Genomic DNA, 25,574 nt, shown 5'->3' with positions numbered 1-25,574 from the left:
TGGTGCTCGTCAGCGCAGGACTAGGCGCATGATATGCTGCGGCCCCAATGCGCCGCCATGATAAATTTCGCCGTCATCCGCGAAACCTGCCTTCAGATAGGCGGCGCTGGCTTGCGGGTTTTTGACATTCACTGTCAGGACCAACCCGGTAGCTGTTGGAAACCGCGCGCGTGCCAAGGCGGGCAAGGCGGCCATCGCCTGCGCGCCAAAACCCTTGCCGCGATGATCAACGTCGATCAGCACACCGCGCAGGCCAATGTCGTCTGGTCCGGCGAAATCGTGACGCTCATGGTAATGCGGGTCCAGCTTGAAGGCCCCGATCAACTGCCCGTCGGCCCTGATCTCGTGAAAGCTGATCCCCGGCGTGGTATCAAGGATCATCCTGTCGCCGGGCGAGGCATATTCGGGTCCGTCGCCAAGGCGCAGACCGGCAAGCCGGTTCAGCGCATCGGCGGGGACATCGTGCAGGGTTATCACTCCTCCAGCGCCTCAAGCTCGTCTATCAGCCCTTCGATCATCGACAGTCCCTTGTCCCAGAAGGCGGGGTCGCTGGCGTCCAGTCCGAACGGCGCGAGCAGTTCCTTGTGATGCTTGGACCCGCCGGCTTTCAGCATGTCAAAATACTTGGCCTGAAAATCGGGCAAGCCGTCCTCGTAGGCGGCGTAAAGCGCGTTCACCAACCCGTCGCCGAAGGCATAGGCATAGACATAAAAGGGCGAGTGGACGAAATGCGGGACGTAGGTCCAGAAGGTCTCGTACCCCGGCATGAAGTCAAAGATCGGCCCCAGGCTTTCGCCCTGAACGCTCATCCACAAGGCGTTGATATCGTCAGGGGTCAATTCGCCCTCGGCACGGGCTGCATGCAGCTTGCATTCGAAATCATAGAAGGCGATCTGGCGGACGACCGTGTTGATCATATCCTCGACCTTGCCGGCCAGCAGCGCCTTTTTCTCCGCCGGATCGGTGGTTGTTGCCAACAATGCCCGGAAGGTCAGCATTTCGCCAAAGACCGATGCCGTCTCAGCCAGCGTCAATGGGGTGGAGGCCAGCAACTCGCCCTGATCCGCCGCCAGACGCTGATGCACGCCGTGGCCCAGTTCATGCGCCAGCGTCATCACATCGCGCGGCTTGCCCAGATAGTTCAGCAACACATAGGGATGCGCGGTCACGACGGTCGGATGCGCGAAGGCACCTGGTGCCTTGCCCGGTTTCACGCCCGCGTCGATCCAGCCCTTGTCAAAGAAGGGCTCGGCCAGATCAGCCAATTCGGGCGAAAACCCGGCATAGGCGTCCAGCACCGTCGCCCGCGCCTCGGGCCAGTTGATCGTGCGGGGCGTGTCGGTGGGCAGCGGCGCGTTGCGGTCCCAGACCTGCATTCTGTCCAAGCCCAGCCAGCGCGCTTTCAGCGCATAGTAACGATGCGACAGACGCGGATAGGCGGCGGTGACGGCGTTTCGCAGCGCCTCGACCACCTCGGGTTCGACATGGTTCGACAGATGCCGCCCGGTTTGCGGCGTGGGCATCTTGCGCCACTTGTCCTCGATGGCCTTTTCCTTGGCCAGCGTGTTGTGGATGCGCGCGAACAGGCCAACGTTTTTCTGAAACACGGTGGCCAGCGCGCGGGCACCGGCCTCGCGGCGCGAACGGTCATGGTCAGTCAGCAGGTTCAGCGTCGCCTCCAGCCCCATCTGTTCGCCATCGACGTCGAATTCCAGCGCCGCCGAGGTTTCATCGAACAGCCGGTTCCACGCCGAAGCGCCGACAACGGAATTGTCGTGCAGGAACTGTTCCAGTTCGTCGGATAATTGGTGCGGGCGCATGGCGCGCATGCGGTCGAACACGGGCTTATAGCGCGCCGGACCATCCGCGGCGGTGAACATCGCCTCGTAGGTCGCATCGGGGATGCGGTTGAACTCAAGGCTGAAAAACACCAGCGGCGTGGTGAAATCGGTGATCTTTGCCTGATAATCGCCCAGCATTTTGCTGCGCGCGGGATCGGTCGTGTTCTGGTAATAGCGCAGGCCGACATAGGACATGATGCGCCCGCCAAGGATGTCGATCCGTTCATAGCGCTGAATTGCCTCCAGCATCTGCGCGGGCGTCAGATCGGCCAGTTTGCCCTGATAATCGGCGGCAAAGCTGGCCGATTGATCGCGCAGCGCGTCCACATCGCGGGTCAGTTCGGGCGCGTCAGGGGCCGGGTAAAGGTCGGTCAGATCCCATTCGGGAAGATCGCCAAACTGGCTGGCGGCTGCGGGGTCCTTGGCGTCGAAAACGAGGCTGCGCATGAAAGATCCTTTCTGTTGGCACAGATTTGGACCGGGGGTCGGCCATGTGCAAGGGCAGGGGTGCAAACTGTGACCATGGACAGGCGGGTGCGCCTGCGCGACAATTCCCTCGACCGATCACAGAGGATCATGCCATGGGCGACCCCAATCCGCGACTGGACAAATTCTTTACCCGCGACAAACCATGGCGGCCGGAATTGCAGGCGCTGCGCGCGATTGTTCTGGATGGCCCGGTCGAAGAGGATCTGCGCTGGCGTCAGCCCTGTTATCGCGCCCATGACAGCAACATCGCCATTCTCAGCGCGATGAAAGAGGGTGCCTTTCTGTCCTTTCTCAAGGGTGTGTTGCTGACCGACCCGGATGGGGTTCTGGTTCCGCCCGGCGAAAATTCGCGCTCTGCCCGGATGATGAAATTCACCAGCGTCGAACAGATCAACGCGCAGGCAGACACGATCAGGGCGCTGATCCGCGAAGCGGTGCAGAACGAACGCGATGGCAAGACCGTCAGCTTTGAGAAAGACGATATCGACTACCCGCCCGAACTGCAGGCCGCCTTTGACGATGACCCCGACCTGCGTGACGCGTTCGAAGGTCTGACACCGGGCCGACGCCGCGGCTGGCTGCTGCATTTTTGTGGTGCCAAGCAATCCGCAACGGTTGTCTCACGGATCGACAAGGCCGCACCCAAGATCAGGGGCGGGCTGGGGATGCATGACAGATAATTTTCACTGAAACGTCAAGATTGGCTGGTTTCGGGCAGCGACGATTCTGGCCTGAAACAGTCGGGGCTAACCGTCAAACTCGCTGAGGGAAGCCAAGATGTAGAGAAACGTCATCCGCTCTGCGGCATATTCCGCGTGACATAGGGCCGCCCCTCCATCGGGCGCTTTCTGTTTGCCAACATTGGGATTCGTCCGGGCCCGCGTTGCAGGCTTCGCTGTCAATTTGCGCGCGACGATACGATCCAAGGCAATATGAGAAGTGCCGCCAGGCCCACGATGACCGCGTTCTCGGTGGTGCTCGTAGAACCTGCCCTCCTAGATTGCGGGTGCCCGAGAACGAAACGACAAGCGCCTGTTTAACGAAGATCAGCGGATACCACAGACTGCCACAGCAAAAACCTGCGCAAAACCAAAGTGATTCTCGCAGCTCCTTGGTGATCTTTGCAAACGGCAGTTTGGGTGATGCCCCGGCGGGTGAACCGGACGGTCCCGATTTCCGCGCGGGCTTAGCTGCCCCAGGTCCGCTCTAGCAGGTTGATCCAGTTTTCTGCCGCGATCTTGCGGATCAGGGCTTCGTCATAGCCATGGTCGCGCATTGCCCGGATCAGGGCGGGCAGGGCCTCGGCGTCGGGCAGATCGGCGGGCATGAGTGCACCGTCGAAATCCGAACCAAGTGCCACGCCGTCCTCACCCAGAATGCCCAGCAGATGATCCAGATGGCGCAGCATCGGGTCGAACCCAGCAAAGGGCGCGCGCTTGCCATCGGTGCGCAGAAAACTGACGCCGTAATTCAGCCCGACCAGACCGCCGCTGTCGGCGATCAGCTGCAATTGCCGGTCGGTCAGGTTGCGCGGTGTCGGGCAGATCGCATGCACGCAACTGTGGCTGGCGACCAATGGCGCATCAGACAGGGCGGCCACGTCGTTGAAGCCCGCCTCATTCAGATGCGACAGGTCGATCATGATGCCAAGCGCGTTGCATTCACGTACCAGGCTGCGCCCGGCATCCGTCAAACCTGGCCCCTGATCGGGACCGCCCGGATAGACAAAAGGCACGCCGTTGCCATAGACGGTCGGGCGCGACCAGACGGGCCCAAGCGACCGCAGACCCGCCGCATGCCACAGATGCAGCGCGTCCATGTCGCGGATCGGCTCGGCGCCCTCGATATGCATGATTGCAGCCACCCGGCCTTCAGCCATGCTGCTGCGGATTTCGGCGGCGCTGGTCACGACGTCCAGTGTGCCAGTCCGTTCCATCCGGCGCAGGGCGGCGGCCTGCCGAAAGGCATGGGGCAGGGCGGTGTCATGATCGACTTCTTCTGCCAGCGGCAGCGCATAGGGCGGGTTCGCCATCAGCCGGGCAGTCTCGCCGCTGTTGAGGCTTTGTGCGGTTGGGATCCAGATGGCGAAGAACCCGCCCGCCATGCCGCCCTGACGCAGTCGCGGCAGGTCCATATGGCCGGTGCCATCGCCCTGCAGCCACAACTCATCCGCACCCTCGCCCACTTGGACGGCGCGTTGAAGGTAATCGTTGTGGCCGTCAAATACCGGGATCATCAAATTCTCCATTCTTTCGCCCGCAGATGCACTTTTTTGTTGAAGTGGACAATGGGCAGCCTTCGCATCATAACGCGGCCAAACAGAACCGGAGGCCCCGATGACTCTTAATCGCTGGATCGGCGCGATATTGCTGATGGCATCGCCCGCAGCGGCGCAGGACGTGACGCTGAAGCTGCACCATTTTCTGCCCGAGACGTCTTTCGTGCCTGCCCAGATCCTGACGCCATGGGCCGAACGGATCGAAGCCCGGTCAGAAGGCCGGATCAAGGTCGAGGCCTATCCTTCGATGGCGCTTGGCGGCAAACCCGCTGACCTGATCGAACAGGCGGCTGACGGCGTCGTGGACGTGGTCTGGACGCTGCCGGGCTATACGCCGGGTCGCTTCCCGCGGACCGAAGTGGTTGAGCTGCCATTCATGTCGGCAGACGCTGGCGCGACCTCGGCTGCGCTCTGGTCGATGGCCGAGGGGTGGCAGGACAGCGATTTTCGCGATGTGCACCTGCTGGGCATCTGGGTCCATGGTCCGGGCGTTATCCATTCCGCCAAACCCGTCACCACGCTTGAGGACATGGCCGGGATGAAGCTGCGGGCGCCGTCGCGCGCGGCCTCGATGCTGCTGGAAAAAGCCGGCGCCGCGCCGATCGGCATGCCGGCACCGGCTGTGCCCGAGGCGCTGTCCAAGGGCGTGATCGACGGCGCAATGTTCCCGTGGGAGGTCACCTCATCCGTGCGCGTGGGTGAATTCGTCAACAATCACACGGAATTTCAGGGCCGCGCGGTCTATACCGCCGTGCTGATGCTGGCGATGAACAAGGGTGTCTATGACGACTTGCCCGATGATCTGAAGGCGGTGATTGACGCGGAATCGGGTGCGGCGTTCAGCGCCGATGCCGGCCGCGTGCAGCAGACGGGCGATCAGCCGCCGCGCGATCAGTCGCTGGCCGACGGCGCGAATGTCATTACCGTTTCAGACGCAGAGGCCGCGCGCTGGCATGATCTGGGCCAGCAGGTGATCACCGACTGGTCGGCCGCCGCTGCCGATTTCGACGGTGCCGCACTGGTCGAGCAGGCGCGCGCTGCCATTGCCGCCGAGGAACAGAAGGCGGGGATCCAGCCAGAGTGAGCCGCTTTGTCGACATTCTTGCCCGCGCTGCTGCGCTGGCAGGGGGCGTGGTGTTGATCGCGCTGGTCGCGATGACCTGTATCTCGGTGCTTGGCCGGGCCGGGCTGACGATGTCGGGCATGTTCGACCTGCCCGAATTCTTCAGTCGCCTGCGTCCTGTGCGCGGCGATTATGAGATGATCGAACTCGGCAGCGCCGTCGCCATCTTTGCCTTTCTGCCCTGGTGTCAGCTTGCCGGCGCCCATGCCCGCGTGGATCTGCTGGAGGGGCGTTTGCCCCGCTGGCTGGACCGCGGGCTGGTCGCCTTTTGGGATTGGGTGATGCTGGGTGTGGTGATGATCATCGCATGGCGGCACTGGGTGGGCCTGCAGGGCAAGATCGCCTCGAACGAGACGACGTTTCTGCTGCAGGTGCCGGTCTGGTGGGCCTATGCCGCCGCCATGGTGTTTGCCGTGATCGGCGTCATCGTCGCCTCTTGGGTGGCCATTTCCCATCCGCGCGCATGGATCAACCCACGTGTCGAAGGAAGCGCCGAGTGAGCAATCTCGAACTGGGCTTCTGGTCCTTTCCGGTCCTGTTGCTGATGATCCTTGCGCGCGCGCCGATCGGGCTGGCGATGCTGATCTGCGGGTCAGGCGGGTTGTGGCTGGCCACGGGCAGCCCCAATATGATCCTGGCCAAGATGAAGACCGAAACCTTCTCGACCTTCTCCAACTATTCGCTGTCGATCATCCCGATGTTTCTGCTGATGGGGCAATTCGCAACCCTTGGCGGGATGAGCAGCGCCTTGTTTCGTGCGGCCGAGGCGTTTCTGGGCCACCGGCGGGGCGGGCTGGGTATGGCCGCCATCGGTGCCTGCGCGGGCTTTGGCGCGATCTGCGGCAGTTCGCTGGCCACGGCGGCGACCATGGGGCAGGTGGCACTGCCGGAACTGAAGCGGGCGGGCTGGTCAGGCGGGCTGGCCACGGCGACGCTGGCGGCGGGTGGTACACTTGGGATTCTGATCCCGCCCTCGGTCGTGCTGGTCCTTTATGCCATCCTGACCGAACAGAATATCGCCAAGCTGTTTTTGGCGGCCTTTGTGCCGGGCCTGCTGGCAGCCCTGTTCTACATGATCGTCATTCGGCTGTACCTCGCGCGCTACCCTGATGAGGCCGGCACTGTCCCGCGCGCTGGCTGGGCCGAGCGCGGGCGGGCGATGATGGCTGTCTGGCCTGTTCTGCTGGTCTTTGCGCTGGTCGTGTTCGGCATCTATGACGGCTGGTTCACGCCCACCGAGGGCGCTGCCGTGGGCGCGGCGGGCACCGGGCTGATTGCGCTGTTTTCGGGCAGGCTGAACCTGACCAATCTGCGCGGTGCGTTGCGACATACAGCCTCGGGCAGTGGCATGGTGTTTTTCATCATCCTCGGCGCCGCGATCTATAATTCCTTTCTGGCGCTGACACAGGTGCCGCAAACCCTGTCGAGCTGGGTGATCGAAGCCGGGCTGCCGCCCTTTGGGGTGCTGGCCGCGATCCTGCTGGTCTATCTGCTGCTGGGCATGCTGATGGACAGCCTGTCGATGATCCTGCTGACCATTCCGATCTTCTTTCCGATGATGATGAGCCTCGATTTCGGGCTGACGCCCGAGGAAATGGCGATCTGGTTCGGTATCCTTGTCCTGATCGTGGTCGAGGTGGGGCTGATCACGCCGCCGGTGGGAATGAACCTGTTCGTGCTGGCGGGGCTTGACCCCGATACGCCTGTCACCGCGACCTATTCGCGCGCCATCTGGTTTGTCGCCGCAGATATCCTTCGGGTGCTGCTGCTGGCGGCCTTTCCTGCGATCGTCCTTTTCGCGATCTGAGAATCGGCCTAACCTGCATCCAGCATCGCCCGATAGAGGAGGCCAGCCATGCTCGAGATCGACAGCAAATTTCATGGTCAGACGGTTATCACCACCTTTGACGTGACACCTGGAAGCGCCGAGGATGTGCTGGAACTGCTGCAGGCGGCCTGGGACGAGGTCATCAGCAAGCAGCGCGGTTGTATCGCGGGCTCGATCCACCTCAACGACGCCCATACGCGCATTGCCACCTATTCCAAATGGGATGATCGCAAGGATTATCAGGCAATGCTGCGCAGCGCCGAGATGCGTCGCCGCAATCGCGAGATCCAGGCTTTGTGCAAAAGCTTCGAGCCGGTGATGTACGAGGTTCAGAACGTCTACACGGCGTAATGCTGCGGTTGCAAAGCGTTCGGGCACGGTCCATGATCGGCCAGCATTCGCAAGGGGATTCCGATGGCCGGAAAGATCATCACCGTGGCCCAGCAAAAGGGCGGCTCGGGCAAGACCACCGTCGCCGTGAACGTTGCTGTCGCCTTGCGGTCGCGCGGGCATTCGGTCGCGCTGATTGATACCGACCCACAGGGCAGCATGGGCCGCTGGTTCATGGAGCGGATCGAGGCCTTCGAGGAAGACGAGGCGCTGGAATTCTCGACGTCGTCCGCATGGGGGGCGTCCTACGAATCCGAAAAGCTGAAGAAACGCTTTGATTTCGTCATCATCGACACGCCGCCCAAGATCGACAGCGATCTGCGCCCGGCCTTGCGTGTGGCCGATCTGGTGATTGTGCCGGTGGCGGCCAGCCATGTCGATCTATGGGCGACCGAGGGCGTTCTGGACCTTGCCAAGCGCGAAAAGGCACCTGTCCTGATCGTGCTGAACCGCACCAAGTCAAACACCCGGCTTGGCGCCGAGATCGCGCAGAAAGCCGCAGAGCTGGGCGCCGATATTGCCGAGACCCAACTGGCCAACCGCGTCGCCTATGCCGAGACACTTGGCCAGGGGATCGGTGCCGCAGAAAAGCCGCGCGCCGTGCCAGCGCGGCAGGAAATCGAGGCGCTGACCGATGAGGTCGTGGCGATGCTGGGCTGACGCTCACGTTTATCGCGATTTTCTGCCCATGGCGGCAGCGTCGCTGTCGTCACACCGGGATCAGGGCCGCACCAAAGGGCGTATCGACCCAATGCGCGGTCAGCCCGAAGGCAAGCGACAGGTTATCGGGCGTCAGCACATCGCCGGGCGGGCCATCGGCCAGCACCTCGCCGCCCGCCAGCAAGATCAGCCGGGTGCAGAACCGCGCGGCCAGCCCCAGATCGTGGATCGAGGCCAGAATACCGTGCCCCTCATCGGCCAGCGCGCGAAACAGCCTCAGACAGGCCAATTGTTGCGCCGGATCCAACCCCGAGATCGGTTCATCGGCCAGAAGCAAAGGCGTTTCCTGTGCAAGCGCGCGGGCGATCAGCGCGCGGGCCTGCTCACCACCCGACAGACGAGTGGCCGTACGGCTGCGAAACGGCCCCAGCCTCATCCGGTCAAGCGCCGCATCAATGGCAGTGCGGTCCTGCGCGCCGCTGGCCCCGGGCCATGGGATGCGGCCCAATGCGACCAGATTTTCGACGCTGACCGGCCAGGCTATCTCGCGTGATTGCGGCAGATAGGCGGCGGTCTGGGCACGCTGATGTGCAGGCTGCGCGGCCAGATCCGATTTGCCCTGGAACGCGATCAGCCCAAGTGCGGCCTCCATCAGCGTGGATTTTCCCGCGCCGTTTGGACCCAGAAGGCCAACAAACTCGCCTTTGTCCAATGACATCGAGACATCGCGCAGAACCGGGCGATTGCGGCGCGTGACGGACAGGTTTTCCAGCCTCATCAAGCTCATCCCAGACCTCCGCGCGATCGCGTCTTCCAGATCAGATGCAAAAACAGCGGCGCGCCGACCAATGCGGTCAACACCCCCAGCTTGAGATCACGTTCAGGCATGATCAGCCGAACGGCGATATCGGCGGCCAACACCATCGCGCCCCCGCCCAGAGCCGAGGCGGGAAGCAGGCGCGAGGGCCGCGCGCCGACCAACGGGCGCAGGATATGGGGCACCACCAGACCGACAAAGCCGATGGCGCCCGCGACCGCCGTGGCCGGCCCGACGATCAGGGCAACGCCGAACACCAGCAGCCAACGCAACCGCCCTGGCGACACGCCCATCGCAGCGGCGGCACTTTCGCCAAGCGTCAGCGCATCCAGCGCCCGACCGCTGCGCAGCAGGATCAGCGCGCCCAGGATCATCGGCGGCAATGCCAGACCCACATGCACCATCGAGCGGTCGGCCAGCGACCCCATCAGCCAGAACACGATCTCATTCGCGGCATAGGGATTGGGCGACAGGTTCAGCATCAGCTGCGTGCCGGCCCCGGCCAGTGCTGACAGCGCGATACCTGCCAGGATCAGCGTGACCGATCCGCCGCGCGGTCCTGCCAGCAGCATCAGCACGCCGACGCCAATCGCAGCACCCGCCAGTGCCAGCAGCGGCAGGCCCAGGGCGGCGCTGGCAGACAGGCCGCTATGGATGGCGATGACCGCGCCAAGTGCAGCCATGCCGGAAACACCGATCAGCCCCGGTTCGGCCAAAGGGTTGCGCAGATAGCCCTGCAAGGCTGCGCCCGACAGGCCCAGCCCGGCACCCACCGCCAGACCCAGGATCGCGCGGGGCAGACGGATTTCGCGCATGACGATCGGCATGGGACCATCACCGCCAAGGATCAGCGCATGCAGCCCCTCTGTCAGGCCGATGCCCGCCGGACCGGTGGTGAGCGACAGGATGAACAGCAATGCGACCAGCAGCGTCAGGGCGATCATCAGGCGGCTCATTGCAGCGCCTCGATGGCGTTCAGCACATAGGGGGTGCCGCAAACCCAATCGCGATCTGTGACCTCGGCCAGCCCCGGTGCGGCATGGACCAGCGCCGGATGGTCCAGAACCGCCTCAGAGCGCGACTGACCGGGCCACTTCGCGCCCGTCACCAGGCGGTCAGGCTCGGCCATGACCAGCAGTTCCATGGGCAAGGCGGTGGTGGTCTCGATCCCGTAATCGGCCGCGATGTTGTCATAGCCCGCTGTCTCGATGATCGCGCCGGCCAGGGTTGCCGGCCCCGAGGTAAAGCCATTGGCGTAATAAAGCGCGGCGCGCCCGCGCGCCGTCGCAGTGCTCAGCGTGGCCAGCCGGGTATCGAACTGCGAGATCAGCGTCGCGGCCTGTTCATCGCGGCCCAGCCATTCGCCGACCAGCGCAAGCTCATCGCGGATCGCCTGAAAATCCTCGGCGGGCGGTAGCACTTCGACCCGGATACCAAGCCTGCGCAGCATGGCCACGCTTGGACCCGAGGTGAACTGGCCCGCGATCACCAGATCCGGCTGCATCAGATAGATTTCCTCGGCGCGGCCGTAATTCGGCTGATATTTACCGGCCTCTTCTGCCATCGGGGACATTCGCGGATCGCTGGCCAGATCACTGACCGATACCAGTTGCCCCGGTGCGGCCAGCAGCATTGCCATCTGGTCGGTGCACAGGTTCATCGACACCACCCGTTCGGGCGGTGCGGCCCCGGCAGGAATGGCGGCAGCCAACAGTGCCGCCGCCACAACCCCTATGTATTTAGAAACCCGCACGAAGCCCGACATAAAATGCGCGGTCCGAGGTGCCGTAGCCATCGTTAAGCTGATATTCGCGGTCCAGCAGGTTCTCGACCCGAATATAGCCCGTCGCCTGATCGGTGAGCGGGTGAGACAGGCTAAGATCGACCGTGGCAAAGCTGGGCAGATCTAGCGCGCGGTCGGCCTCGTGATGCAGGCTCAGACCGGCTACGGTGCCGGTGGCGAAGGTGGTTTCTGCGCCAAGCGTCAGCACATGTTCGGCGACATCGGCCCAGCCCGTCGAGTCGACGTTGTCGGTATAGGTATAGGCGCCCGTCAGCGAGAACCGTTCAGCAAGGGCGTAACGTCCGTCGATCTCGACGCCGCGGCGGCGCGATTTGCCCTCGACCTGATTATAGCCATCGTCGGACCAGTCGTCGGTCCCGCGATCATCCCAACCGATCATGTTGTCGGCATTGAGCAAGAATGCTGTGGCGCGCAGATGGGCGTCGTCGCCCCAACGCTTTTCAACGCCCAATTCGGCGCTCAAACTGTCCTCGCGTTCCAGCGACGCATCGCCGAAAGGACCGAACAGTTCATAGAGCGAAGGCGCACGAAAGCCGTTGCCGACCGAGGCACGAACCAGAAGGTCAGGCCGAGCGCGCCAGACACCGGACATGCGGGCAGAGGTGAAACCACCAAAGCGCGAATGATCATCACGGCGCACTGAAAGGTTTACGTCGACGTCCGGGCCAAATGGCATCGCGATTTCTGCGAATGCACCGGTCAAGGTCGCCTCGCCATTGCCCTCTGCCTTTTCCTTCTCGCGGTCGGCACCAAAGATCAGCCTGCCGCCTGCCGCACCGATATCGGTTGCGCCCTGCCAGCTTAGCTTGGTGCGGGTGCCGTCGAACGCATCGGCAACCCCGTTCGAACTGCTGATCCGGTCGCTGCGATAGCGCGTGAGCGAAAGATCGTGTTCAACCGATCCGGTGGTGAATTCGGCGAATGCGCGCAGGCCGTAGGCCTTGAGCGTGTTGAATTCGTCACCCGGCGTGCCAAAAGTATCGCCGCCAAACTCGTCGAAATTTCCGGTGCTGTCGGTCGAAAAGCCGTTCAGGCCAATGGTGGTCTGGTCGTCGATATGGCGGGCCGCATAGAAACTGAGGCGGGTGGCGTCGTATCCGTCTGTCTCGAAATTGCCGTCATTCTCGTCGCGGGCCGAGAAGCCATCGGTCTTGATCCGGCTGGCGGAAAAGGCCAGTTCGGTCGCTGCATCGCGATAGGTCAGGCCATAGCTGGCGGCCAAGGTGTCGTAGCTGCCGGCCTCGATGCCGAAGCTGTGGTGAAACCCATCCTCGGTCGGGCGCAGGCTGCGGATATCGACAATGCCCGACACGGCGCGCGATCCGTAAAGCGCTGACTGTGCACCGCGCAGCAGTTCTATCCGACCAATGCCGGTTCCGGTGAGGCCACCGAAGTCGAAAGAGGGCTGGCCGGCCGCAGGGTCACTGACGTCGATGCCGTCGATCAGCACTGGCACATATTGGCCCGGTGCGCCGCGCACAGACACCGAGGCCGTGGTGCCAAGCGGGCCCGATCGACGGACCGTCACACCCGGCATGTCCTGCAAGACAGCCGAGACCGGGCGTGCCGGCGTTTGCAGCGCGTAGCCCTCGACTACAGAAACTGAACTGCCGGAGCGGTCCAGATCGGTCGTCTCTCCGGCGGCGAGGATGGTGATCTCTGGCAGCATATAAGGCGTGCTGGCTTCCTGCGCGGCGGCGGGCAGGACGGCTGACCCAAGCGCAGTGGTGGCAATCAGCAGGTGCAATGGTCTGGTCATGTCATTCTTTCCGGTCGCCCCTGATCCGGGCGGGTTGTGTGATATCCGGGAAAGATTTCGCCGGACGGTTTGGTAACCACCACGACGGAAAAACCGTTTCGCACATGCCCCACGCATGCGGTCAGGGTGATGGCCTTGGCAGGTCTCCTGACTTCGCGGGTCACAGCTCTGGCCGGGTCTTCCCATCCGCTGTGCGGACAGTGACATTTCCGGCCTCGCTATCCGCTTACAGTTGCGGGGGCAGCCGCGGAGTTACACCGCGTTCCCTTTTCACCGGGTTTTAAGCCCGGAACCGAGGCAAGGGCGGGGTTAACGGATGGTCGGGCGTGGCGCAAGGATTATCGGGGGCGCCTTGCGTCCCGCGATGGCCGGGGGACGCCCCCCGGACCCCCGGCGGCATCGATAGGGGCAGTTTCGGCCGCTGATCCTTATAGCGACGCGATCCATTCGGGGACGGTCTGGCTGGCCGGGCCGGTGATCCGCTGGTCGAAATCGCGGGCATTGGCGCTGTCAGCGAGGTTCAGTTCAAAGCAGCGCGTGCCCATCCGCGCGGCGTGCTGGGCGAAACCTGCGGCAGGGTAGACATTGCCGGAGGTGCCGATGGCAGCGAACAGATCGGATTGTTCCAGTGCCGCCCAGATGCGTTCCATGTGATAGGGCATTTCGCCGAACCAGACGATATCGGGGCGGGTCGCGGTCTGGCCGCAGGCAGGGCAGGGATCCGCCCGGTGCATCAGCGCCGGTGCATCCCATCTGTGATCGCAAGCGGCGCAGAGGGCGCGGTTCAGTTCACCATGCATGTGGATCACGTCCGGGCTGCCACCGCGTTCGTGCAGATTGTCGACGTTCTGGGTGACGAGGGTCAGGTCGTGCATGCGGGCCAGCTGGGCCAGCGCATGATGCGCCGCGTTAGGATCGACCCTGGCCAGATTTGCCCTGCGCTGGTTATAGAAACGATGAACCAGCACCGGGTCGCGGATAAAGGCCTGCGGTGTGGCGACATCCTCGACCCGATGGTTTTCCCACAGGCCATCATCGCCGCGAAAGGTCGCAAGCCCGCTTTCAGCGGAAATTCCCGCGCCGGTCAGGACGGTAATCCGCAAGGCGGCTGGCCTAGCGGCAATACGCCTCGGCCGTGCCGGCAAAGCGCTTGTAGCGCGCCCAGAAGGCGTTGTCGGCGTTGCTTTTGGACATGCGCACTTCTTGTGCCCTGTGAGGCTCTTTGAAGAAGCTTGCGGCACGACGCTGATCCGAACGCGACAGGGTCTGGTTGGCGACCTGCTGGATGCAGCCGCAAAGCGGTGCGTTGCCGCGCGCACGGTCCGAGCGGACGCAGGCGCTGTCGATGGGGCCGGCCATGGCCAGCGGCGTGGTCAACACGACGGCTGCCGCCGCGATGATAAAGCGGTTGAACATTGGGTCTGTCTCCTCGATTCCTCGGTCCGGATGTCCCGTGGGTTTGATTGCCCATCTGATGCGACACCATTCTAGACCCCATATATAGCAAAATGGTTAAGCTGGCTCAATCAAACAGATGTGAGCAGATCAACGCGGCGCGCACCCTGGCATCGCCATATCTTGTGTCAGGCCGGTTCTGGCGCGTAACCAGCGCCGCGAATCGCTGCCTCGGCCTGAGTGGCACCTATGCCATCGACCTCGACGCTTTTCTGCTGCAGATCGACCTGCGCTGTGCCGCCGGCCTCTGCGACGGCCTCTTCGATAGCGGTCTTGCAATGACCGCAGCTCATGTCGGGGACGGTGAATTTCATCGGCTTTCCTTTGCTTGACCGCGCCCGGCAGTGGGGCCACACCGGGCGGATGGAGTGGATCGGTTTCGACGCGGACGATACGCTGTGGGAAAACGAGACGTTTTTCCGCACGACTCAGGCTGGCTTTGCCGAACTGCTGAACGGATATGCCACACCGGACCGGATCGCCGAACATCTTTACGACACCGAACGACGCAATCTTGACCTCTATGGCTATGGGATCAAGGGGTTCATGCTGTCGATGGTGCAAACCGCCCTGGATCTGACCGACCGCCAACTGCCGGGCGCTGCAATCGCGCGCATTCTCGAGATGGGACAAGAGATGCTGGCCCATCCGGTACATCTGATCGAGGGGGCCGCCGATGTGGTGACGGGCCTCACAGATCACCCTCGTATCCTGATCACCAAGGGCGACGTGCTGGATCAGGAACGCAAGATTGCGCTGTCAGGGCTGGCCCAGCATTTCGACGCAATCGAGATCGTCCAGCACAAAACGCCCGAGGCCTATGCAGCGGTCTTCGCGCGGCACGGGATTGCGGCTGATCGGTTCCTGATGGTCGGCAATTCGGTGAATTCGGATATCTTGCCGGTGCTGCAGGCGGGTGGCCACGCGGCGCTGGTGCCGCATGCCCTGACCTGGGCGCTTGAGCAAGGCGACGATCCCGATCATACGCGGTTTCACCGTTTAGAACGGATCACCGATGTGCCGGGGCTGATCGAAAGGCTGGGCTGTTGACCGACAATTCCCGAGCAGCGCTTCTGATGATACTGGGCATGGCGCTGTTTGCCGTCGAGGACCTGTTTCTGAAACTGCTATCGGCGCATCTGCCCGTGCCGCAGATGCTGGCGATGTTCGGGGCGCTTGGGGCTTTGATCTTCACCGCGCTGCTGCGGCGTCGGGGGCTGCGGTTCTGGACGCGCGCGCTGATGATGCCCGCCGTTATCCTGCGAACACTGGGCGAGTTGATAGGCGGGTTCTGCTTTGTTGCTGCACTGGCGATGACCGACCTGTCATCGACCTCGGCGATCCTGCAGACACTGCCACTGGCGCTGGTTATGGGTGGTGCGGTTTTTCTGGGCGAGCCGGTCGGCTGGCGGCGCTGGCTTTCGGTGCTGCTGGGTTTTGTCGGGGTGCTGATGATCCTGCGGCCCGGAACCGAAGCGTTCCAGCCAGCCTCGCTGCTGGCGGTGGTTGGGGTGGCCGGGCTGGCCATGCGCGACCTGATCACGCGGTTGGTGCCCGCACATGTGCCCTCGGACCAATTATCGGCGGCGGCCTATGCGATGTTTGTGCCGGGCGGCGTCTTGCTGACGCTGCTGGGCGGGCAGGGTCTGGTGATACCGGCGGCCGCTCAGACCGGACAATTGCTGGGGGCGGTGCTGATCGGTGCTGCGGGTTACGCGGCGATGCTGGCGTCGACGCGGATCGGTCAGGTCTCGGTGATCGCGCCGTTCCGCTATCTGCGGCTGGTCTTTGCGCTGATTCTGGCAGCACTGGTGCTGGGCGAGCGGCCCGATGGCTGGACTTTGGCCGGCGCCGGCGTAATCGCCGTCGCAGGCGCCTATGCGATGTGGCGAGAGGCCGTGCTGGGCCGCCGCAAGCGCAGGCCGGCCGATAGCGTGGTCAGGCCGGGGGAATGATCCAGGACAGGTGACGGGCCAGACAACATCGCGCGGTGGCAAGCGGCCACTATGACAGCGTCGCAGTAGCAGCCCGCCTGCCGGTCGTCAGATGGTCCGACCGCCATCGACCTCCAGAATCACGCCGGTGATAAAGTCGGCCTCGTCCGATGCCAGATACAGCGCCGCATTGGCGATGTCGCGTGGCTCGGACAGCCGTCCCATCGGGATCGTGGCGACGAATTTTTCACGATTTTCGGGCGTGTCAGGCACCCCCATGAATTGTTCCAGCAGCCCGGTCACGCCCATGACCGGCGCGATCCCGCAAACTCGGATCTTGTCAGGCGCCAGTTCCACCGCCAGCGAGCGCGTCATCAGGTTCACCGCCCCCTTGGACGAATTGTACCAGGTCAGACCGGGCCGGGGCCGGATGCCTGCGGTCGATCCGATATTGATCATCACGCCGCCGCCCTGTTCTCGCCAGATCGGCACGCAGGTCTTGGTCATGTGAAAGATCGACAGCACGTTGATGTCATAGATCTTGCGAAAGGTTTCCTCATCCGTTTCCATCAGCGGACGATTGGGATTGGTCCAGCCGGCATTGTTCACCACGATATCAAGGCTGCCAAACGCGTCCTGCGTGGCCTTGACGGCCTCGGCCACCTGATCGCCCTTCGAGACGTCGCAGGTCACCGCGATGGCGCCGTTGCCGATGTCATCCGCCACTGCCCGCGCGCCTGCCGCATTCAGATCGACCACAGCGACCCGCGCGCCCTCACGCGCGTAAGTTTCGGCGATGGCCTTGCCAAAGCCCGACGCAGCGCCCGTCACAAAGGCAGTCTTTCCCTGTAATCTCATTGTCTTGCCTTCCTCATCCATGATGGTTCACGATGCTTTTCATCGTCGAGAATTCATACAGCGCGGCAAAACCCTTTTCGCGGCCATGACCGGATTTCCGGATGCCACCGAATGGCAGTTCAACCCCGCCGCCCGCGCCATATGTGTTGATATAGACCTGGCCGCAGCGCATCGCCTTGGCCACGCGCTGTTGCCGGCCGCCATCGCGTGTCCAGATGGCAGCGACCAGCCCGTAATCGGTGCCATTGGCGATGCGGATCGCCTCGGCCTCGTCGTCGAAGGGGATCAGCGACAGGACCGGGCCAAAGACCTCTTCCTGCGCCAGCCTCGATTGCGGATCGACCGGGCCAAAGACCACCGGCGCGATATAGAAGCCGCCCGAGGGCGCATCGCCGCTGATCTTGCCTTGGGCGATCACGGGTGCGCCGGCATCATCGATATAGGCCGCGACCCGCTGTTGCTGCCGCGCCGAGATCATCGGCCCCAACACGGCATCGTCGCCGATCTCGCCCGCGCTGATCTGCGCAAAGCGCGAGGCCAGGAGTGTTGCGACCTTGTCGAAAATGGCGCGCTGCACCAGAACCCGGCTGCCGGCTGAACAGGTCTGCCCGCCGTTCTGGATGATCGCGTTGACCAGAAAGGGCAGCGCCGCATCCAGATCGGCGTCGTCAAAGACGATCTGCGGTGACTTGCCGCCCAGTTCCAGCGTGCAGGGGATGAAATTCCGCGCGGCCGCCGTCTGGATCATTACGCCGACCTCGGGCGAGCCGGTAAAGGTGATGAAATCAAGGCCGCGATGCTCTGACAACGCGCGGCCTGCGACCTCGCCGCGCCCGGTCACGATGTTCAGCGCCCCCGGCGGCAGCCCCGCCTGCACGGCCAGATCCGAAAGGCGCAGGACGGACAGGCAGGCATCCTCGGCCGGTTTCAGCACGACCGCATTGCCCATGGCCAGCGCCGCACCGACCACTCGGCCAAAGATCTGTGCCGGGTAGTTCCACGGAATGATCGCGCCGACCACGCCATGCGCCTCGCGGTGCAATTCGACATTATACCCGTTCAGAAACGGGATGATCTCGCCATGCAGCTTGTCCGCAGCGCCGCCGTAGAATTCGAAATAGCGCGCGGTTGCCACCATATCGGCACGCGCCTGCTTGATCGGCTTGCCATTGTCGCGGCTTTCCAGGCGCGCCAGCGTTTCCGCATTCTCTTCGATCAATTGTGCGAAACGCATCAGGATACGCCCGCGCTCGGTCGCGGTTAGCCGCGACCATGGGCCGCCGTCAAAGGCCGACCGTGCCGCAGCGATGGCCGCATCGACATCCGCGGGGCCGCTGTCGGCGATCTGGGCAAATTCCGCGCCATCGATGGGTGATATGACGGGCATCACCTGGCCTGACGCCGCCGGCACCCAGTCATTGCCGATCAGGTTCAGCGGTTGCGGGACCGTCAGTTCTGCGGCCAGTTCTGCGGGCGGTGCTGAAGGCTGGATGGTCACGCGTCTTTCCTCCCAGGGATGAGTGCCGATCTGCATGGTTCGCCGATCCGTCCGGAATTGCAATCGCCCCTACGGCATTTCCTCTAGTCCTAAGGGTGGAAGAAACTGCTCTTGGCTCTGGCGGGTGCGCGCTTGGCGCATATGCTGGCGGCAGGGAGGACATTCATGGACGACACACAGGGCGCATGGGATGCGGTGGCGGCGTTGCGCGCGCAGATAGGCGCGGGGCTGATCGGCCATGAACGGCTGGTCGAAAGATTGCTGATCGCGCTGTTGGCCGGCGGCCATGTATTGATCGAGGGGCCGCCCGGCGTGGCCAAGACGCGTGCAGTCACGCTGCTGGCCGCGCACCTGCCCGGCGATTATGCGCGCATCCAGTGCACGCCGGATCTGTTGCCTTCGGATCTGACCGGCATGCAGGTTTTCCGCCCCGAAACCGGGCGCTTCGATTTCATGCCGGGCCCGGTGTTTCACACCCTTGTGCTGGTCGATGAGATCAACCGGGCCCCGCCCAAGGTGCAATCGGCGCTGCTAGAGGCGATGGCCGAACGTCAGGTGACGGTGGGCGGCACCACGCGGGCGCTGCCCGATCCTTTCATGGTCGTCGCAACCCAGAATCCGATCGAGCACGAAGGCACCTTTCCGCTGCCCGAGGCGCAACTGGACCGTTTCCTGCTGCATCTTTCGCTAGGGCTGCCCGATGCCGAAACCGAACGAAGCATCCTTGATCTGGTAGAGGCCGAGGCCGCGCAGCCCGATCAGACGCCCATTGCAGCACTGGACGCCAACCTGATCCGTGCCGCCCGCCGGCAGGTCGCGCAGGTGCATCTGGCGCCATTGCTGAAAGATTACATCATCCGGCTGGTCATGGCGACGCGGACAGGCGGTGCGGTGGCCGAACAGGTGGAACACGCGGTGTCACCGCGCGGGACGCTGGCACTGGCCGCGGCGGTGCGGGCAAAGGCCTGGTTGGCCGGGCGCGACCACGGCCTGCCCGAGGATGCCGAGGATCTGGCCGCCGACGCGCTGTCGCACCGGCTGGTGCCCAGTTGGGCCGCCGCCAGCGAAGGTCGCGTTGGCCGCGACCTGATTGCTGATGCGCAGCGTGAGGTGCAGCCGTGGTAGCCGTCCCTGCGGCACTGGACCAACCCGGCCTGCGGTTGCGGGCAGCCGAGTTGCTGGCGCTCAGACCAGATGCTGTTTCGCGCGCCAGACACCGGCCTGCGACCCGCCGGCCCGGCGCGCTGCCGGCCAGCCCCCAGGGTGGCGGAATGGATCTGCGAGAACTGCGCGCCTATGTCGAAGGGGACGATCCAAGGCGCATCGATCCGGCGGCCAGCGCGCGAACCGGCATCCCGCATATCCGCAGCTTTCACGAGGATCGCGACGATACCACCCTGCTGATCGCTGATTTTCGTGCCCCGATGCTGTGGGGAACCGGCTCTGCGCTGCGCTCGGTCAGGGCGGCGCATTATCTGGCAGGGATCGGCTGGCAGGCTGTGCAGCGCAGCGGCAATGTTGCGGCACTGGCGCTGACAGATGCGGGCGTGGCTGCGATTGCGCAGGGGCAGGGTGATCGGCAAATGAGCGCGGTCGCTCACATGCTGGCGGATGAACATGATCTGGCGCTCAGCCGCCCGGTGGCTCAGCCGCAAGGCGGCCTTGCAGCACTGGCCAGCCGCGCGGCGCGTATGGTGGCGCCGGGCAGCCGGGTTCATCTGGCGACCAGCGCCGATGCGATCAGCGACGCGGATGCGCCCGCGCTGACCCGATTGGCACGGCGGCGCAGGCTGGTGATCGCGCTGATCGTTGATCCCGCCGAGACGGCGCCTCAGGACCGGTCACTGGCCGTTACCGATGGGCGAGATTTTCGCCATGGCCGCCTTCGCGCGTCGGATCGTTCGGCGATTCTGGGGCGTCTGCGAGCGCTCGGTGCCCGGATCGACGAGGTGCTGCCATGACCCAGGATGAGTTGCTGGCCGCTTTGGCCGACGTGCGTCTGCCCGTCACGATGCGGGCGCTGGATTGGCACGAGATGTCGGCACTGCTGGGGCTGGGGCTGCTGATCGCTGCGCTGATTGCCCTGATCTTGGCGCCGCTGCTGCGCCAGAGGGCCTCGGCCCGGCGGCGCATTCTGGCAACGCGCGGCCTGCCTGTGCAAGATCGACTGCTGGCGGTGGCGCGCATCACCGGGCATTTGCCGCCCGCGCTGCGCGAGGCTGCTTACCTGCCCGCGCCGCAACTGCGTGACGAACAGATAGAACGCGCTGCAAAGGCCGGGCGATGAATTTCACAGCACCCTTGCTGCTGCTGCTTTTGCCCTTGCCGCTGATCCTGCGGCGCTGGTGGCCGGCACCGGAACGCCCCCGGCCCGCCCTGCGCGTGCCTGCTGCAATGTTCGAGGGCGTGCAGCAGGGACGGGGGCGCAGCGTCGATCGGTCCGGGCTGCTGATCGCGGCGCTGGCCTGGATCGCGATTGTGGGGGCATTGGCAGGGCCGCGGATCAGTCAGATCTCGGACATGGTGCCTGCGTCGGGCCGGGAAATCGTGCTGGCCCTGGATCTGTCGGGCAGCATGGTGAAAGAGGATTTCAGCCTGGACGGAAAACCCATTTCGCGGCTCGAGGCTGTCAAACGCACCGCCTCTGCCTTTGTGCAGGCGCGCAAGGGCGACCGGATCGGTTTGGTGATCTTTGGTGACCGCGCCTATTTCGCCGCGCCGCTGACCTTTGATGTGGATGCGGTGGCGATGGCCATCGACGAGGCGCAGATCGGGATATCGGGCCGCTCGACCGCTATCTCGGACGGTTTGGGTCTGGCGATGAAACGGCTAAGTGCCAGCGACGCGCCGAGCCGGGTCGTGGTGTTGCTGTCGGACGGGGTGAATACCTCGGGCGATGTGCCGGCGGTCTCGGCTGCCGAACTTGCGGCGGAAAAGGGCATCCGCGTCCATACCATCGCGCTTGGCCCCGAGGATCTGGAGAACCAGCCCTTGTCGCGCGATGCCGTCGATGCCCAGACCCTGCGCGACGTTGCAGAGGCCAGCGGCGGGGCCAGTTTTCGGGTTCGGGATATGGCGGATCTGCTGGCGATGGCGCGCTCGCTTGATGTGCTTGAGCCGGGGACATCGCAGCGCCCGCCCCTGCGTTTCTGGCATCAGCTTTGGGTCTGGCCGGCGGCGTTTGCCTTGATCTGCCTGCTGTTTCTGGCGCTGAGAAGGCCGTCATGAACGGCGCGCCGATCCTGTTGCGGCCTGACTGGTTGCTGATGCTGGTGCCGCTGGCGGTGCTGGCGCTGTGGCAGATGCGCCGGCGGCCCGATGCGGGCGGTTGGCAAGAGGTGATGCCGCCCGCGATGCTGACCGCGATGCAGCATCTGGGCCATCTGACGGCAGACGGGACGGGTTGGCGTCGTTTTGTGCCCCTGATCGGGGCCTTGACCTTGATCCTTGGGCTTTCCGGACCGGCGCTGCCACGCGCGGATGCGCCGGTGCTGGCACAGGTCGATGCGGTGATGCTGGCCGTGGATCTTTCGCCCTCTGTCGCCGAGGGGCCGGGGCTGGTGCAGGCGCAACTGGCCGCGGCCGGGCTGATGCAGCGACTTGCGGGACGACCGGTCGGGCTGATCCTGTTTGATGGCGAGGCCTATCTGGCCTCGGCGCCGACCGCCGACAGCCGGCTGCTGGAAACGCAGATTGCCGCAATGGGGCCGGGCGTCATGCCGGGCGATGGCAGCCGTCCGGCTGCTGCACTTGGCCTGGGCGGCGAGTTGTTGGCGCAGATGAAACGCGCCGATCTGGTGCTGATCTCGGATGGTGGAGGGATTGACGCCACGACCCGCAGCGCCGCCAGCCGCCTGTCCGAGCGCGGCATTCGACTGTCGACCCTGCTGATCGAGGCGGTGGCCCCCGACGCGCCGCCTGCGGATGCCAGGGCGATGATCGAGATGGCGGAGTTGGGCGGGGGTGCTGCGGGAACGGCGCGGGACCGGGCAGCAGTCGAACGGCAACTGACACGTCCCGGGCTGACTGAGCGCGATCCGGGCCTGACTGCTGCGCAATACCGCGATTTCGGCCCGCTGATCGCCGCATTGGCCCTGCTGCCGATCCTGTCCCTGCTCAGGCGTGGACGATGAGGCGGGTGTTGCTGATCGCATTGGCGGGGCTTTTATGTCTGGCCATCGCCGGCCCGCAGGGTTGGGCGCGGCTGGCGCTGCGCGCAGGCGGCGGCGCGGGCGCAGCGCCGCTGCTGGCCGATCCGGCGGCGCGCGGGGTGGCGCTGTACCGTGCGGGCGAATGGGACGCGGCCGATGCCGCCTTCGCCGATGCGGGCCGGACCGAGACCTATAATCGCGGACTTTCGCTGGCGGCAACGGGCGATTACCCCCTGTCGGTCGCCTATTTCGACGCTGTGCTGTTTTCCAACCCTGCTGATGCCGAGGCGCGGCGAAACCGCGATCTGGTCGCGGCCATGTATCCGCCGGCACGCGGCGACAGCTTTGCGCCGGGGCGGCTTGCAGGGGCAGGGGGGCTGGGTCAGGCCAATCCCGATGAGCAGATCGTCGTGAATACCGGCACTCAGGATGCCGATTGGCGCCAGATGATGACCGCGCGCGGCATTGCCGCCAGCGATGACTGGCTTGCCACGATCTCGGATGATCCGGGTGAATTCCTGGCGCTGCGGCTGCTGGCCGAGTACCGTCGACGCGAGACAATGGGCCTGATCCGCCCGCGCGAGGGCCAGCCATGGTGATCCGTTGCGCCGTGTTGATCCTGTCGTTTCTGCTGGCCCTGCCCGCGGCAGCGCAAGAGATGCGCCTGCAGATCCTTCACGATCATGCCTCCCATGTGGTCGGAGAGATGATCCCGCTGACGATCCGCGCCGAATATGATGCGACCGTCAATCTGTCAGAACTCACCTTCCCAGACGCGCCCGGGTACGACTGGATTCAGCTAACCCGCGACGACTGGTACAAAGAACGGATATCGGGCCGTGAATGGCAGATATTTCAGCGCAAGATCGCGGTTTTTCCCCGTGAGGCCGGGCCCCTGACGGTCGGGCCGGTGACGCATATGCTGCAAATCACCGGGTCTGACAACAGATGGCACGAAGTGCAGGTCGAGGCGCCCGAGATAACCATCGACGTGCAGCCCTTTCCGGGCGGTTTCGCGCCACTTTCCGCGCGGCGGCTGACGCTGACGGATGAACTGTCGGCAGATCCGGGCAAGCTAATCGACGGCGAAGTGCTGATCCGCCGCGTCACATTGCAGGCGCTTGGTGCGCTGCCGCATCAATTGCCACCGCGACCTGATCTGCGCGAGCCCTGGCTGATCAGCTTTACCGAACCCGAACAGCGCAGCGTCGAGCCGACCCCTGATGGCCCCGTTTCGACCGTGGTTTGGGAATGGAGCTTGCAGCCACACACCGGCGAGCCTTCGGTCCTCAAAGCCTTTGCCTTTCCGTGGATGGATACGGACACTCGCCAGATAGAAATCGCCGCGATGAAACCTATCCCGTTTGGTTTTGCCAGTTTTGCCTCGAATATCGCCGATGCCTCGCGGCCCCAAACGCGCAACCGGCTGATCGGGGCCGGCTTGCTTGGGCTGGGCCTGATCGGCGGGCTGGCAGCAGCCTTGCTGGGGCGGGGGCTGCAACCGCCGGACGCAGTGATGCGACAGGTCCGACGCTGGCGGTTCAGCCCGCATGTCGCGGCGATGCGCCGGGCGGCGCGAGAGGGACGGCTGCCCGAATTGCGACGCGCGGCGGTGGCGCATTTGCGGTTGCGGGGGCATCAGGGGCGCGGTGCTGCGGTGCTGACACCACTGGACAGGCAGCTCTATACAGCCGATCCGCCGGGCGGTTTCGATGCCAAGGCTTTTGTCCGGCAGGTGATCGCGCAAGGACGGTTGCGGCCCGATCAGTCTGCCGATGGCAGCGCGACGCGCTGGTCGATCAGCAATACGTCACCAAACCGCGCGGCCAGCAATATCACCACAGATTGAGTCGGCCTGCCGCGCAGGGCGGACAGTTGGGATGCATCGCGAATGTCGATGGATTGCACATCCGCGCGCGGCTCGGACGCCAGTACCTGTTTGATCTCGTGTCGAACAGCCTCGACCGTCCTGCCCTCGGTGACCATTGCCTCGGCCCGATCCAGCGCGCGGGCCAGCACCGGGGCAGCGGCACGATCGGCAGGTGTCAGTCGCTGATTGCGTGACGACATGGCCAGCCCGTCAGCCTCGCGCACGGTGGGCACTGGCAGGATCTGCACGCGCATGTTCAGGTCCCGCACCATCTGCCGCACCAGCGTCAGCTGTTGATAATCCTTTTCACCGAATGTCGCGGCGTCGCAGCCGGTGATGTTGAACAGCTTGGTTACAACCGTAGCCACGCCCCGGAAATGGCCAGGCCGCAACTTGCCCATCAGTACGCGCGACAGGCCGGTGACATCAACGACCGTCTGCGCGTCGGGCAGGTAGATATCGGACGCCTGCGGCAGGAAGACCGCATCGGCCCCCGCCGCCCGTAGGAGTGCCAGATCTGCCTCTTCGGTGCGGGGATATTTGTCGTGGTCCTTGGCATCGCCAAACTGCGTCGGATTGACAAAGACCGACGCCACGACGCGACCGCCCCGGCTGTCGGCCCAGTCCCGCGCGCGTGCGACCAATGCGCGATGGCCGTCATGCAGCGCGCCCATGGTGGCGACCAAGACGCTCGGGGTGCCCGCCGCGCGCCAGTCAGTTGACAATGCGATCATCGATTCCGTGTCGCGACAGATCTGCATCGCCGTCCTCCTTCGGGCAATTCTGCGGAAGATAAGGGAAATCGCCGGCACCGTGCAA

At 64.3% G+C, this 25,574-nt stretch carries 28 protein-coding genes and 1 riboswitch; of the genes, 15 read left to right on the top strand and 13 right to left on the bottom strand.

Annotation, left to right across the window (positions count from 1 at the left end; all coding sequences use genetic code 11):
- Positions 1–9: 9 nt before the first annotated feature.
- Entirely contained in the window at positions 10–477 is a 468-nt protein-coding gene (locus CUV01_RS18320; RefSeq protein WP_101461730.1) for a GNAT family N-acetyltransferase, read from the bottom strand.
- Positions 474–2,288, bottom strand: coding sequence for a M3 family oligoendopeptidase (locus CUV01_RS18315; protein ID WP_101461729.1), 1,815 nt, complete (start codon positions 2,286–2,288; stop codon positions 474–476). Before CUV01_RS18315 ends, CUV01_RS18320 begins: the two co-directional genes overlap by 4 nt.
- Before the next feature lie 134 nt (positions 2,289–2,422).
- Here CUV01_RS18315 and CUV01_RS18310 point away from each other — a divergent pair, with 134 nt between their 5' ends.
- Positions 2,423–3,010, top strand: a complete 588-nt coding sequence (locus tag CUV01_RS18310) for a YdeI/OmpD-associated family protein (protein ID WP_101461728.1) — start codon at positions 2,423–2,425, stop codon at positions 3,008–3,010.
- Between the two features lie 506 nt (positions 3,011–3,516).
- Here CUV01_RS18310 and CUV01_RS18305 read toward each other — a convergent pair.
- Positions 3,517–4,566 (bottom strand): dipeptidase, encoded by a 1,050-nt coding sequence (locus tag CUV01_RS18305; protein WP_101462221.1) that lies wholly within the window; start codon positions 4,564–4,566, stop codon positions 3,517–3,519.
- A gap of 100 nt (positions 4,567–4,666) precedes the next feature.
- Between CUV01_RS18305 and CUV01_RS18300 the strand changes: the two genes are divergently transcribed.
- The 5 genes from CUV01_RS18300 to parA all read left to right on the top strand — a co-directional run bounded on the left by CUV01_RS18300 (position 4,667) and on the right by parA (position 8,609).
- Positions 4,667–5,692 (top strand): TRAP transporter substrate-binding protein, encoded by a 1,026-nt coding sequence (locus tag CUV01_RS18300; RefSeq protein WP_101461727.1) that lies wholly within the window; start codon positions 4,667–4,669, stop codon positions 5,690–5,692.
- Positions 5,689–6,231: a TRAP transporter small permease gene (locus tag CUV01_RS18295; protein WP_101461726.1), complete on the top strand. Its 543-nt coding sequence runs from the start codon at positions 5,689–5,691 to the stop codon at positions 6,229–6,231. The genes CUV01_RS18300 and CUV01_RS18295 overlap by 4 nt, the downstream gene beginning before the upstream one ends.
- On the top strand, positions 6,228–7,538 hold the full coding sequence (locus CUV01_RS18290) for a TRAP transporter large permease (protein WP_101461725.1): 1,311 nt from the start codon (positions 6,228–6,230) through the stop codon (positions 7,536–7,538). The genes CUV01_RS18295 and CUV01_RS18290 overlap by 4 nt, the downstream gene beginning before the upstream one ends.
- Positions 7,539–7,586: 48 nt before the next feature.
- The gene (locus tag CUV01_RS18285) at positions 7,587–7,910 is read left to right on the top strand and encodes an antibiotic biosynthesis monooxygenase family protein (protein WP_101461724.1); all 324 of its coding nucleotides are present in this window, start codon (positions 7,587–7,589) and stop codon (positions 7,908–7,910) included.
- A gap of 63 nt (positions 7,911–7,973) precedes the next feature.
- Positions 7,974–8,609 (top strand): ParA family partition ATPase, encoded by a 636-nt coding sequence (gene parA, locus CUV01_RS18280; RefSeq protein WP_101461723.1) that lies wholly within the window; start codon positions 7,974–7,976, stop codon positions 8,607–8,609.
- Between the two features lie 49 nt (positions 8,610–8,658).
- On the opposite strand, the gene CUV01_RS18275 is transcribed toward parA, so the two are convergent.
- The 7 genes from CUV01_RS18275 to CUV01_RS18245 form a co-directional block, all read right to left on the bottom strand.
- Positions 8,659–9,396: an ABC transporter ATP-binding protein gene (locus CUV01_RS18275; RefSeq protein ID WP_101461722.1), complete on the bottom strand. Its 738-nt coding sequence runs from the start codon at positions 9,394–9,396 to the stop codon at positions 8,659–8,661.
- Entirely contained in the window at positions 9,393–10,382 is a 990-nt protein-coding gene (locus CUV01_RS18270) for a FecCD family ABC transporter permease (RefSeq protein ID WP_101461721.1), read from the bottom strand. Before CUV01_RS18270 ends, CUV01_RS18275 begins: the two co-directional genes overlap by 4 nt.
- The gene (locus CUV01_RS18265; protein WP_232962350.1) at positions 10,379–11,137 is read right to left on the bottom strand and encodes an ABC transporter substrate-binding protein; all 759 of its coding nucleotides are present in this window, start codon (positions 11,135–11,137) and stop codon (positions 10,379–10,381) included. Before CUV01_RS18265 ends, CUV01_RS18270 begins: the two co-directional genes overlap by 4 nt.
- Before the next feature lie 28 nt (positions 11,138–11,165).
- Positions 11,166–12,989 (bottom strand): TonB-dependent receptor plug domain-containing protein, encoded by a 1,824-nt coding sequence (locus CUV01_RS18260; protein ID WP_198731850.1) that lies wholly within the window; start codon positions 12,987–12,989, stop codon positions 11,166–11,168.
- Between the two features lie 120 nt (positions 12,990–13,109).
- Positions 13,110–13,301, bottom strand: a riboswitch (cobalamin riboswitch).
- A gap of 116 nt (positions 13,302–13,417) precedes the next feature.
- Positions 13,418–14,092 carry an NAD-dependent deacylase gene (locus CUV01_RS18255; protein WP_101461718.1) on the bottom strand — a complete coding sequence of 225 codons (675 nt, stop codon included), beginning with the start codon at positions 14,090–14,092 and terminating at the stop codon, positions 13,418–13,420.
- A gap of 10 nt (positions 14,093–14,102) precedes the next feature.
- Complete coding sequence (locus CUV01_RS18250) at positions 14,103–14,405, bottom strand: hypothetical protein (RefSeq protein ID WP_101461717.1); 303 nt, start codon at positions 14,403–14,405, stop codon at positions 14,103–14,105.
- Between the two features lie 167 nt (positions 14,406–14,572).
- Entirely contained in the window at positions 14,573–14,758 is a 186-nt protein-coding gene (locus CUV01_RS18245; RefSeq protein WP_101461716.1) for a heavy-metal-associated domain-containing protein, read from the bottom strand.
- On the opposite strand from CUV01_RS18245, the gene CUV01_RS18240 reads away from it, so the two are divergent.
- Positions 14,736–15,494 carry an HAD family hydrolase gene (locus tag CUV01_RS18240; protein ID WP_338418325.1) on the top strand — a complete coding sequence of 253 codons (759 nt, stop codon included), beginning with the start codon at positions 14,736–14,738 and terminating at the stop codon, positions 15,492–15,494. The two genes, CUV01_RS18245 and CUV01_RS18240, sit on opposite strands and share 23 nt — an antisense overlap.
- Positions 15,491–16,399: a DMT family transporter gene (locus CUV01_RS18235; protein WP_338418324.1), complete on the top strand. Its 909-nt coding sequence runs from the start codon at positions 15,491–15,493 to the stop codon at positions 16,397–16,399. The genes CUV01_RS18240 and CUV01_RS18235 overlap by 4 nt, the downstream gene beginning before the upstream one ends.
- Positions 16,400–16,486: 87 nt before the next feature.
- Here CUV01_RS18235 and CUV01_RS18230 read toward each other — a convergent pair whose 3' ends face one another.
- On the bottom strand, positions 16,487–17,236 hold the full coding sequence (locus CUV01_RS18230; RefSeq protein WP_101462219.1) for an SDR family oxidoreductase: 750 nt from the start codon (positions 17,234–17,236) through the stop codon (positions 16,487–16,489).
- Positions 17,237–17,249: 13 nt separating this feature from the next.
- Positions 17,250–18,728: an aldehyde dehydrogenase family protein gene (locus CUV01_RS18225; protein ID WP_232962781.1), complete on the bottom strand. Its 1,479-nt coding sequence runs from the start codon at positions 18,726–18,728 to the stop codon at positions 17,250–17,252.
- A gap of 171 nt (positions 18,729–18,899) precedes the next feature.
- Between CUV01_RS18225 and CUV01_RS18220 the strand changes: the two genes are divergently transcribed.
- From CUV01_RS18220 to CUV01_RS18190, 7 genes are all read left to right on the top strand, one after another.
- Entirely contained in the window at positions 18,900–19,859 is a 960-nt protein-coding gene (locus CUV01_RS18220) for an AAA family ATPase (RefSeq protein ID WP_101461713.1), read from the top strand.
- Between the two features lie 146 nt (positions 19,860–20,005).
- Positions 20,006–20,695, top strand: a complete 690-nt coding sequence (locus CUV01_RS18215) for a DUF58 domain-containing protein (RefSeq protein ID WP_198731849.1) — start codon at positions 20,006–20,008, stop codon at positions 20,693–20,695.
- Complete coding sequence (locus CUV01_RS18210) at positions 20,692–21,021, top strand: hypothetical protein (protein ID WP_101461711.1); 330 nt, start codon at positions 20,692–20,694, stop codon at positions 21,019–21,021. Before CUV01_RS18215 ends, CUV01_RS18210 begins: the two co-directional genes overlap by 4 nt.
- Positions 21,018–21,962, top strand: coding sequence for a VWA domain-containing protein (locus CUV01_RS18205; protein WP_101461710.1), 945 nt, complete (start codon positions 21,018–21,020; stop codon positions 21,960–21,962). The genes CUV01_RS18210 and CUV01_RS18205 overlap by 4 nt, the downstream gene beginning before the upstream one ends.
- Positions 21,959–22,867, top strand: coding sequence for a vWA domain-containing protein (locus CUV01_RS18200; RefSeq protein WP_101461709.1), 909 nt, complete (start codon positions 21,959–21,961; stop codon positions 22,865–22,867). Before CUV01_RS18205 ends, CUV01_RS18200 begins: the two co-directional genes overlap by 4 nt.
- Positions 22,864–23,484 (top strand): hypothetical protein, encoded by a 621-nt coding sequence (locus CUV01_RS18195; RefSeq protein WP_101461708.1) that lies wholly within the window; start codon positions 22,864–22,866, stop codon positions 23,482–23,484. Before CUV01_RS18200 ends, CUV01_RS18195 begins: the two co-directional genes overlap by 4 nt.
- A complete protein-coding gene (locus tag CUV01_RS18190; protein WP_101461707.1) occupies positions 23,478–24,734 on the top strand; it encodes a BatD family protein in 1,257 nt (418 codons plus the stop codon). Before CUV01_RS18195 ends, CUV01_RS18190 begins: the two co-directional genes overlap by 7 nt.
- Here CUV01_RS18190 and panC read toward each other — a convergent pair.
- Positions 24,650–25,516, bottom strand: a complete 867-nt coding sequence (gene panC, locus CUV01_RS18185; RefSeq protein ID WP_101461706.1) for a pantoate--beta-alanine ligase — start codon at positions 25,514–25,516, stop codon at positions 24,650–24,652. The two genes, CUV01_RS18190 and panC, sit on opposite strands and share 85 nt — an antisense overlap.
- Positions 25,517–25,574: the final 58 nt, after the last annotated feature.

It is taken from the genome of Paracoccus tegillarcae (assembly GCF_002847305.1).
In the GTDB taxonomy this organism is placed as follows: Bacteria; Pseudomonadota; Alphaproteobacteria; order Rhodobacterales; family Rhodobacteraceae; genus Paracoccus; species Paracoccus tegillarcae.
Note: the sequence above shows the minus strand (reverse complement) of the source record. Positions and strands in the feature narration are given on the sequence as shown.

What these genes read in the sequence shown, in the direction of transcription:
- CUV01_RS18285 (WP_101461724.1), top strand. Translation starts at nt 7,587, where the DNA reads ATGCTCGAGATCGACAGCAAATTTCATGGTCAGACGGTTATCACCACC.
- CUV01_RS18300 (WP_101461727.1), top strand. Translation starts at nt 4,667, where the DNA reads ATGACTCTTAATCGCTGGATCGGCGCGATATTGCTGATGGCATCGCCC.
- CUV01_RS18315 (WP_101461729.1), bottom strand. Translation starts at nt 2,288, where the DNA reads ATGCGCAGCCTCGTTTTCGACGCCAAGGACCCCGCAGCCGCCAGCCAG.
- CUV01_RS18245 (WP_101461716.1), bottom strand. Translation starts at nt 14,758, where the DNA reads ATGAAATTCACCGTCCCCGACATGAGCTGCGGTCATTGCAAGACCGCT.
- CUV01_RS18310 (WP_101461728.1), top strand. Translation starts at nt 2,423, where the DNA reads ATGGGCGACCCCAATCCGCGACTGGACAAATTCTTTACCCGCGACAAA.
- CUV01_RS18230 (WP_101462219.1), bottom strand. Translation starts at nt 17,236, where the DNA reads ATGAGATTACAGGGAAAGACTGCCTTTGTGACGGGCGCTGCGTCGGGC.
- parA (WP_101461723.1), top strand. Translation starts at nt 7,974, where the DNA reads ATGGCCGGAAAGATCATCACCGTGGCCCAGCAAAAGGGCGGCTCGGGC.
- panC (WP_101461706.1), bottom strand. Translation starts at nt 25,516, where the DNA reads ATGCAGATCTGTCGCGACACGGAATCGATGATCGCATTGTCAACTGAC.
- CUV01_RS18195 (WP_101461708.1), top strand. Translation starts at nt 22,864, where the DNA reads ATGAGGCGGGTGTTGCTGATCGCATTGGCGGGGCTTTTATGTCTGGCC.
- CUV01_RS18200 (WP_101461709.1), top strand. Translation starts at nt 21,959, where the DNA reads ATGAACGGCGCGCCGATCCTGTTGCGGCCTGACTGGTTGCTGATGCTG.
- CUV01_RS18240 (WP_338418325.1), top strand. Translation starts at nt 14,736, where the DNA reads ATGTCGGGGACGGTGAATTTCATCGGCTTTCCTTTGCTTGACCGCGCC.
- CUV01_RS18260 (WP_198731850.1), bottom strand. Translation starts at nt 12,989, where the DNA reads ATGACCAGACCATTGCACCTGCTGATTGCCACCACTGCGCTTGGGTCA.
- CUV01_RS18190 (WP_101461707.1), top strand. Translation starts at nt 23,478, where the DNA reads ATGGTGATCCGTTGCGCCGTGTTGATCCTGTCGTTTCTGCTGGCCCTG.
- CUV01_RS18210 (WP_101461711.1), top strand. Translation starts at nt 20,692, where the DNA reads ATGACCCAGGATGAGTTGCTGGCCGCTTTGGCCGACGTGCGTCTGCCC.
- CUV01_RS18220 (WP_101461713.1), top strand. Translation starts at nt 18,900, where the DNA reads ATGGACGACACACAGGGCGCATGGGATGCGGTGGCGGCGTTGCGCGCG.
- CUV01_RS18250 (WP_101461717.1), bottom strand. Translation starts at nt 14,405, where the DNA reads ATGTTCAACCGCTTTATCATCGCGGCGGCAGCCGTCGTGTTGACCACG.
- CUV01_RS18215 (WP_198731849.1), top strand. Translation starts at nt 20,006, where the DNA reads ATGGATCTGCGAGAACTGCGCGCCTATGTCGAAGGGGACGATCCAAGG.
- CUV01_RS18205 (WP_101461710.1), top strand. Translation starts at nt 21,018, where the DNA reads ATGAATTTCACAGCACCCTTGCTGCTGCTGCTTTTGCCCTTGCCGCTG.
- CUV01_RS18270 (WP_101461721.1), bottom strand. Translation starts at nt 10,382, where the DNA reads ATGAGCCGCCTGATGATCGCCCTGACGCTGCTGGTCGCATTGCTGTTC.
- CUV01_RS18305 (WP_101462221.1), bottom strand. Translation starts at nt 4,566, where the DNA reads ATGATCCCGGTATTTGACGGCCACAACGATTACCTTCAACGCGCCGTC.
- CUV01_RS18275 (WP_101461722.1), bottom strand. Translation starts at nt 9,396, where the DNA reads ATGAGCTTGATGAGGCTGGAAAACCTGTCCGTCACGCGCCGCAATCGC.